The sequence below is a fragment of the Methylobacterium sp. M6A4_1b genome (genome assembly GCF_053345175.1).
The window spans coordinates 1-8,322 of the sequence record NZ_JBKEZQ010000057.1; the positions used below are offsets into that span (position 1 = coordinate 1).

General features: G+C 52.4%; 5 protein-coding genes and 3 pseudogenes. 3 read left to right on the forward strand and 5 right to left on the reverse strand.

The features are described from left to right. A pseudogene (locus ACLBWX_RS22645) lies at nt 1–975 on the reverse strand (ISL3 family transposase); the annotation flags it as partial. Between the two features lie 86 nt (nt 976–1,061). Between ACLBWX_RS22645 and ACLBWX_RS22650 the strand changes: the two are divergent. Next, a pseudogene (locus ACLBWX_RS22650) lies at nt 1,062–1,272 on the forward strand (integrase core domain-containing protein); the annotation flags it as partial. Between the two features lie 528 nt (nt 1,273–1,800). Here ACLBWX_RS22650 and ACLBWX_RS22655 read toward each other — a convergent pair. After that, nucleotides 1,801–2,799: a hypothetical protein gene (locus ACLBWX_RS22655; RefSeq protein ID WP_447679190.1), complete on the reverse strand. Its 999-nt coding sequence runs from the start codon at nt 2,797–2,799 to the stop codon at nt 1,801–1,803. Between the two features lie 82 nt (nt 2,800–2,881). Between ACLBWX_RS22655 and ACLBWX_RS22660 the strand changes: the two genes are divergently transcribed. Next, nucleotides 2,882–5,221: a glycosyltransferase family 2 protein gene (locus ACLBWX_RS22660; RefSeq protein ID WP_447679191.1), complete on the forward strand. Its 2,340-nt coding sequence runs from the start codon at nt 2,882–2,884 to the stop codon at nt 5,219–5,221. Nucleotides 5,222–6,028: 807 nt separating this feature from the next. Here the strand turns inward: ACLBWX_RS22660 and ACLBWX_RS22665 are convergent. Further along, nucleotides 6,029–6,281: pseudogene (locus ACLBWX_RS22665) on the reverse strand (transposase); the annotation flags it as partial. Between the two features lie 74 nt (nt 6,282–6,355). Here ACLBWX_RS22665 and ACLBWX_RS22670 point away from each other — a divergent pair. Continuing rightward, on the forward strand, nt 6,356–7,150 hold the full coding sequence (locus tag ACLBWX_RS22670) for an ABC transporter permease (RefSeq protein WP_447679192.1): 795 nt from the start codon (nt 6,356–6,358) through the stop codon (nt 7,148–7,150). Nucleotides 7,151–7,325: 175 nt separating this feature from the next. On the opposite strand, the gene ACLBWX_RS22675 is transcribed toward ACLBWX_RS22670, so the two are convergent. Together ACLBWX_RS22675 and ACLBWX_RS22680 are read right to left on the reverse strand one after the other, a co-directional pair. After that, complete coding sequence (locus ACLBWX_RS22675; RefSeq protein WP_447676050.1) at nt 7,326–7,664, reverse strand: hypothetical protein; 339 nt, start codon at nt 7,662–7,664, stop codon at nt 7,326–7,328. Beyond that, nucleotides 7,661–8,322: IS5 family transposase (locus ACLBWX_RS22680; RefSeq protein ID WP_447676051.1), on the reverse strand; the 662-nt coding region annotated here is incomplete at its 5' end. The genes ACLBWX_RS22680 and ACLBWX_RS22675, both read right to left, overlap by 4 nt.

Sequence of the window (8,322 nt, forward strand, 5' to 3'; positions counted from 1 at the left end):
ACGTCCGTGCGCTCGCCGCGCAGGACCGCACGCACCACCTTGCGGCTGTGGCCCAGTCGCTGGCTGATCCGGCGGATCGGAATGCCTGCTTTTAGCGAGCGCGCGGATGGCGACGTCCGCCTCTTCCCGGCGCAGATAACCCTCGTACCGGATGCGCTCAGCCGCGGTGAGGAGCGCCGGATCAAGGATAGCTGCGCCAACGACCTCGCGAACCTGACGCATCAACCTGCGCACGGCGTCGAGGAAGCCGCGGCTGGCGTTCTCCATGAGGTGCCAGCGGTCGGCGACTTGGATAGCCTGCGGCAGAGCGCGGGCGATGGCCTCACCATATCCGCCGCCGCGGTCGCGGGCGACGATCTCGATCGAGGCGTTCTGCTTTAGCCAGGTCTGTGCGGTGGCCTGTTCGCGGTCCGGTAGGAGCGCCACGATGCGGCGGTGTTCGAGATCGCAGACCAGAGTGCCGTAGCGGTGGTTGCGTCGCCAGGCGAAGTCGTCGATGCCGATGACACCGAGAGGATCGGACGGTGTCATCGCCCGACGGCGGACGACGCGCAAGAGCGTGTCGCGACTGACCGGCAACATGAGGCGCTGGGCGAGGCCTGCACCGGGCCGACCACCGAGCGCGAGACCGAGGTGATGGACGATCTGTTCCAGCCGCGAGGTGCGTCGCGCGAAGGCGGGCAGAACGCCGTCGGGAAAACGCTCGGCGAAGATCTTCCGCCTGCAGGCAGCTGCGTCGCACCAGAAGCGTCTTACGACGACCTGGAGCTCGACGCGCCGGCCACCGAGCGGCAGGTCGGCGGCACGGCGCTGGTAGCGGCTTTGGATGCGACGTGAAGAGGTTCGGCAGTCTGGGCAAGTCGCCGTCGCAGATCCGGACCTCACGACCAGACCGATCCGAACGATGCCTACATCGAGGTGATCGACGACGAAGCCGGCAGGTACGAGACTCGACGGCCTGAAGCGGGGGCGCATGCTGCGGCTCCATTCTGGATATCCGCGCCCTCAACGCTGCCGGCATCAGCGAGAGTAGTCAGAGCCAAAGTTGCACGCCGAAACACAGTCCGTGGGAGAACGGTGACTTACGAGAGCTTCAACGCGAAGCTGCGCGATGAACTCCTCATCGGCGAGGTGTTCTACACCCTGAAAAAGGCCAGCGTCGTGATCGAGCAATGGCGGCGGCACTACAACGAGAGCCGACCTCACACCGCCCTGGGGTGGCGAACGCCCCAGGAATTCGCCCTGACGGCGGCCCTGAAGGCCGCCGAATGAGATCCGGAAGCTCACCTTTCGGCCGGACCAGAATCCGGGGGACCCTCATGAGATCCGGAGGCTCACCTTTCGGCCGGACCAAAATCCGGGGGACCCTCATCATAACCCGAGAACATGCAAAGGCCGTGGACCAGGAACCGGGCCAACTCCAAGATCACGACGCATTAACTTCGAACCTGGGCCACCAAGTTGGGTGGGCCAAGTTCATTTCGGAGGCTCCTGACTGAATGGACTATTAAAACCGCGTCACACTTGAATTCCTGCGTCATGACGAACCCATCTATAACGCTCAACTCGAGTCTCTTAACGACCTCCTCCAAGCGAAGGGCCTGAACGTCTCGTGATCCTCGCAGCTGGTCGATGCGAATAGTGAGATCGAAGCGTAGCGGCGACCATACAACGAAAGCCACCTTTAGATACCAAGCCGCCCGATGAAGACGAAAGAGTGCGCTGCAGAAGCTCTTGGCCGAAAGGCCGATAGTCGCTTTACTCGTTTGCATAGGCGACCAATACGTTAAATATATTGCACTATAAATCAATTTGGTTGCAAATTATGTCCAGAGTTCTTATATTTGAGTCGGTGGCGAACGCCTTTCGCACATACAACTCAAGTTTGGCAAACAAATTTTGTCGGTATTTGCGCCCAGCAAGACTTTGAAATGCAGAAAAATAAGCCTCTTCAGTACAGTCTGCTATAATTACCCCGTTTTTATCATTACTCCCAGCATATGCAGGTTCATCCGCAACTACAGGCACGGCACCTAAATAATACGCTATAAGGAGAGCATTTGCAGTTTTAAATGCAAGATTCTTTGTATTTCCAGGTGGATGAATAATGATGTCGAGATTATATTGAAGCCAGTCGCGACAAAAAAGCCCAATAGAATCAGTTGTTTTCGATGTCTGAAAATTTATGCCTGCGCTTTCAAATTTATCCCTTAGAGCTTCAAGATCTTCACGCGCGTAAAAACTTACTGGTCTGATTTTCGCCATATTACTCAGTGCAGGCAGGATATTCTTCTCAATTTCCAGCAGCCTAAATCCTCCGCCGAAACATCCTATGTTTATTGCTTCGCCATTATGTTTAGAGATAACTTGAGGATCACGATCAGAGTCACGTACAGCACTAAACCACAAAACATTTGAATGAATTTTATTTGAAATTAGATAAGTGCTTAGATTCACATTCGAAGATAGAACACCTTTGAACATTCTCAAGGTATTTCTTACTTTTGTGTGAGTATATTTTCCTTCCACATCTCCACTATCGATGATAAAGAAATTGTCATCAAGCAGGTAATACATCGGAATTCCACCTCGAAAAGCCTCTCTCCATAAATTCTCGTATTCTGGTAAGTACAAATGTCTAACGACTACAACAACATCGACATTTTGTAATTTTTTATTTGATAGTTGCGAGTCTTCGAACGGGTTGATGAATATAAAATTATATCTCTGCTGTTGCATCAACCCGTCAAAGCATAGGGCCGTGGAAAAATTCGGGTGTGATATTACGCCAACAATCATTCAAGTGTCCTTTAGGGGTGACTTGCAGTACGCTCCGAGGAGGCTTAAACCGCCACTCGAGCGCAATTTGGGGACATGTGGAATGAAGGTCAAGCACCTTTTACAATGGACTGAATGGAAGCCAGGTAAAGATTACGCCCTCGCAATGAAACCTGAGTTATCTATTTTACTTCCGACGTTCCGTAGAGGGCAAGACGGACTTTTCCTAAGGGTCGTTCGGAATATTCTCGATCAGAGCTTTTCAGATATAGAACTCATTATTATCGATGATGCTTCGACAGATGGAACTGCTGAAATCATTAGCGATATAATGCTTGATGACGGAAGAGTATCCTGTCTTACGCATAAGAAAAACATCGGTCTTCCGGCAGTTTCTGAATATGAAGCTTATATTCGAGCGAGGGGCAACTTCATTGGATTTGGGTTCGATGACTTCATATTCGAAAATAACGCTTTTTTTGATATGATGTCATCCATCAGAGAAGGCGAGGTACTCGCTGCGTTTGGCAACGTAGGTCTGCAATTATCGGCAGATCATCAGATTAGACTAGGCAATATATGTCCACTTGACGATATTATATTCAAAAATTTTATTGGCAATTCTAGTGTTATCGTACATCGAGATATAATTGAAAGTGTTGGGTTTTACGATCCACATGTGGCGGTAACTCGCATCTGCGACTGGGATCTTTGGAGACGTATCCTTAAAGATTATGAAATTAAATCCACGAATGTGATGGTTGGACGAGAGCTAGGTGCTTCTCGATCTGATAGTCTAGGAAATACATATCCTATGTATCCAGAAATTATTCAGGAATTTATCGATGAGGATCGAAACAATGATTTGAAACCTCGTAATTTTCCTGAGCGCGATATCTTTCTGATTCCAAAGAATGCTTCGATACCATTGCGCAGTCATATTGAAGTCTCGCGCGACTTTTTCAGTAGCAAAACCTGGTATTCGCGTCCGACGAAGTCAGATGCCGGTGTTGCTCGTAAGCGTATTTCGCTTTTCGCTGGAAACTATACACGAAATCACATGGTCTGGGGCGGGAGCGATCCGTCTAAAGATTTACATATCGGATGGATCGAAAGCAACCCAGATACATTCCATGAAAAATCCTCTTTACTATCCTCTGATGTGGTGATCTTTTCCGGGAATTTAGGTGAAGATCAAAATGTTAGAGCTTTGAGTTACTGCTTGCGACACAGGATTCCGACGGCGTATTTTATTGATGAATTTGCGCCTGTAATAGGATGGCTGCCGAGGAGTAAAAAAACTGATGAAGTAGAAGAATTTGTTATTACAGACCTCCAGATTGACTCCAACTTTGAAGAGATTCTTCCGGGTGGTCGCATAAAGGGCTGGGCTTATGAAGGGGGCTCATCTCACGCGGATTTGATTGTTTTCGTAGACGGTGTTGTTTGTGGTTTGATAAAAGCGAACATACCACGTGGTGATCTTCTTGCTGCGGGCATTGGGAATGGGAATCATGCGTTTTATTATGATTTGCCTATTGAGTTTCACGATGGCAAGGAACATGTAGTCGAAATCAAGTTTGCTTTTAATTTGGAACAGCTTCGGAATTCGCCTGTTTCGGTAGCTCTACAACAACGCTCGGAAGCAGAGTTTTATAGAAAAAATCTGCCGCTGATACTTTGTGAAAATGAATTATCAACTTTGAAGAAATTTGATCTCCTTATCGCCAGCTCATCGAAAATTTGCAATGCCGTTCCTAAGATATCTAATGACAGAAAAGTACATATCGCGAGTCCTTCCATAAGTCGCACACGCCTTGAACGCCAACGCCGCATACTGCCTGAATTACGCGAGTCTTTAGGGGTGACAAGGGTCCTTGTGCAACCAAGCGCCAACAAACAGTGGGATATGTCTCCCATTGATCTTGTCCTCAGAGATAATAATTTCGTTCTTCAGTCTCCGTCCTCTAGTTTCGGAGAGCATCCGAAGCGTGTGTATAAATTCATGCCTCATGAAGCTTCTAGTCTTTTCAACGAGAGCGCTGATTATCTGACACGTTGGGGAGCTGATTTAGCGATCCTACAGGGTTCTGGCTCTGACAATAGTTATTATCGCTCAGACAGTGTTATTTTGTATTGTTTGTATATTGGTGTAGTGCCTGTTGTCTCAGATCAAGACAGCTTCGTCGACTGGAACGGCGATCATGGCGTTTACCGCGTCGATGAAAACAGAGGAGGATGGTCAAAGGGATTTGAAATCTTAAAGGATCCCGTGCTTCGAAAGACTTATCTACAGAGGCTGGAGAAGTCCTGTCTAGATCGCTTTGCCGAAGGCAAAAATGCTAATAGATTTGAATCCATATTCGAAAACATTCCTTCGATGGACTTCCAGCTTTACTTCAATAGGTTCCGTTCGGGTTGGCGTGAGCTATACCCGCCATAGTGCATAGCGAAGTGTTGCTAAGCGAGTTTGTTTAGCGACTATTTGGTAAGGTGGCGGTTGGGGTGTGAGTGGCTGCAATCGGAGTGATTTTACGCTTATGCTGCAGTTTACGCGGTATCTGGTATGTGGTCGCGACCACCGGCGGTCGTGTTCTTTTACGCGTCTGAGTTACAAAAGTGATCTGACGGGTGTCGAATGAAGGGTGATCGCGCTCATCATGCCGGAGGATGCTTCGTATACCTGCCCATCAGCCTATACAGTTCGGAAGATTGTGAACGCCACCGCCTTGATTCCGCATGGCAGCATCGTGTACCGGCAGATTCGAAGGGTCTGCCGCTATATTCGACCAGGTTCGGCGACTTCGCTCGCTGTTTATTTTCACCGGGGGCGTCTACCAGTGTCCGCCACTTCTTTCTAATCGCTTACAGAAGGTGTCTCAAACGTATGGCTCGCTCCGTCCGCAAGTGGCTTATGATCTGCTGGTCTGAGCAGTTTGCATAAACGTATCCAGCCTTTCGGCGATGCCGTTGGCCGAGATGGAGATCCGCGCGTCCTGGTCCTCATAAAGGGGGGGGGCGTCGAGCGCCATTTTACGCCAGAGGCTCCCAGAACACCGATCGACTGTCAGGCCATCTTCCTCTCGCCGCTCGCAGACATGGTGAGGCCGACGAAGGCTTCGCCGACCAAGCTCGGATCAGGCAGCTAACGCCGCCGGTTCATAGACGCGTTCGTGGCGCAGTAGCGCCCAGACGGTCCGAGCCATCTTGGCTGGCAGCGCGACGACGGCGATATCAAAGCATTTTCGGTTTAATCTGGTTCATCTCCTGCGGCGGCGAAGAAGTTGGCGCACGCGTCCGGCGTGACGGTGTCGACGAGGCGTCCGATGGCCGACCACATCCCCTCGACGGTTCGCTCGGCCGCTTTGCGCAGCAGCGCTTTCAGCTTCGAGAAGACCATCCATACAGGGGTTGAGGTCTGGGCTGTAGGGCGGGAGGAACAACAGCCGCGCGCCGGCCGCCTCTATGGCGGCTCTCACGGCCGGCCCCTTATGGCTGCCGAGGGTAAGCGAACACATTACGCCCACATTTATCGATGACCTACGGTGTGGCGACCCGTTCCTTAATGAGATACAGCATGCGGCGTCCAGCTTCCGAGAGCCTATCCAGGCAAAGCTCACTTGAGGTCTATGCGCATGTGATACGTGCCCTGATGCTCCGCGACATGCGTACTCGTTTTGGTGGTACGTATTGGGGCTACGCACTCGTCGTTTTATGGCCAATCGCCCACATCTTCCTGATTGTCGCGATCATGCACTTCCGGCAGGTGCCATCGCCGATGGGTAACGATCCGATTTTATTTGTGGCAACCGGTGCAGTTCCGGCGCTCGTGTTTCAATACACTTCGCGCGAGGCGATGAAAGCCATCCTGGTGAACAGGCCGCTGATGTATTATCCACAGGTAAAAGCCTTTGACATCATGGTAGCTCGATTTCTTGTCGAGGCTGTCAAAGGTTTCCAGGGTCTTTTACTTATTATTTCTATTTTCCTGGCCTTAGGCATTGATCCAACACCGGTGGATCCGTGGATGGCGGTGACTGGGTATCTTATGGCGCTCATTTTAGGTCTTGGTGTGGGGGCCATAAATATGGGTATCACGATGGTATTTCCAGGATGGCTTTGGGGAAGCATCCTAATTACCATCCTTATATACTTGACGGCGGGCGTTTTTTTTCTGCCGCATATGATGCCAGAAGAACTATACAGCTTGATGAAATGGAACCCTATCGTTCAGATCATCGAGTGGGTTAGGCTCGCTTATAATCCGCAACTCGGAGCTGTGCTGGATTACAACTATGTGCTTGGCTGTTCATTTGGATCGTTTTGGCTTGGACTTGTTATGGAGAGAATTGTGGTTCGCCGATACCTTTGATTGATAGGATCTTGTTGTTTAGTTTTGTCTTCGAACTATGTCATCCGCTAGTTTTACAAAGCAAACCGTCTTTTGTGCTAATGTCGGTGCTACGATCGCAGCGTCCAGTCCAAGGCCTATGCAAGTTCTCGGGCTGTGATAGGTTGGTTGACGAAGGCTCGGTGCATTAAGCCGCCTAGCAGGGTGTTGAAGAAGTCGGCCAACGGCAGGCGATGAAGGGGATTTCGTCGCCGCGGTGGACGCGGATTTCGCCGCGAAGCGAGCCGTCGGCCTGGACCTCGGCCGATCCCGAGCCGCAGACCGCGTCCATCTCGTCATTGCCATTCCAGTCGAACGCGATGGCGGCGCGTGCACTCCCGCGGGTGGCTCCGCCAGCGAAAGCTCCGGTGACACACCCGAAGGCGAACGCACCGCGGCCGTCCTCGAAGAGGATGTAGGCTGGCTCGACCATATCGGCGTAGTCGTCCTCGTAGCCGGGCAGCTCGACGATCCGGCACTTGCCCAGGACGCTCACACCGGAGCTCCGAGCAGCTTTGGCAGGCGGACGAGGTTGTAGGCCGCAGCCGTCAAGGCGAAGGCCCATCCGACCTTGTCGCGGCCTTTGAAGCGGGCCTTGCGCAGGCCGCCGACGGTCTTGATCCAGCCAAAGCCCTCCTCGATGCGTTTGCGGATCTTCTGGCTCCGACCGTAGCCGGCGTGGCGGGTGGTTCGTCCGTCGATGGAGGAGCGGCGGCCGTTGGTGTTCCGGGCCACGTGCGCGCGCACGTTCATCGACCTGAGCTCGTTGACGAAGTCCTCGGCGTCATAGGCCTTGTCGGCACCCACCGAGATCGCCTTGGGCCGATCCGCCCTTGGCTCGATCATCGACAAGGCCGCGATCCGCTCGGCGTGACCGTTCGCCAAGGTCAGGCGGGTGTCCACGATCAGGCCGGAGCGGTTCTCCATCAGGGTATGGCCGATGAAGCAGAGCTTGGCCTCCATCCCCGGACCCTTGCGGTAGAGGCGGGCTTCTCGGTCCGTGGTGCTTTCGTGGGTCTCGTTCGAGCGCGCCTGCCCCCTGAAGTCGACCTCGACGTTGCGCCCGCCGGCGGACGGCGGCGGCGGATCTTTCCCTTGATCGTTGCCGCCCTGATCCTTGGGCTTGAAGCTCTTGATCGACGCCCAGGCCTCGA

Bases quoted from the DNA above. Each gene is read 5' to 3' on its own strand.
- ACLBWX_RS22660 (WP_447679191.1), top strand. From the start codon at position 2,882: ATGAAGGTCAAGCACCTTTTACAATGGACTGAATGGAAGCCAGGTAAA.
- ACLBWX_RS22670 (WP_447679192.1), top strand. From the start codon at position 6,356: ATGCGGCGTCCAGCTTCCGAGAGCCTATCCAGGCAAAGCTCACTTGAG.
- ACLBWX_RS22655 (WP_447679190.1), bottom strand. From the start codon at position 2,799: ATGATTGTTGGCGTAATATCACACCCGAATTTTTCCACGGCCCTATGC.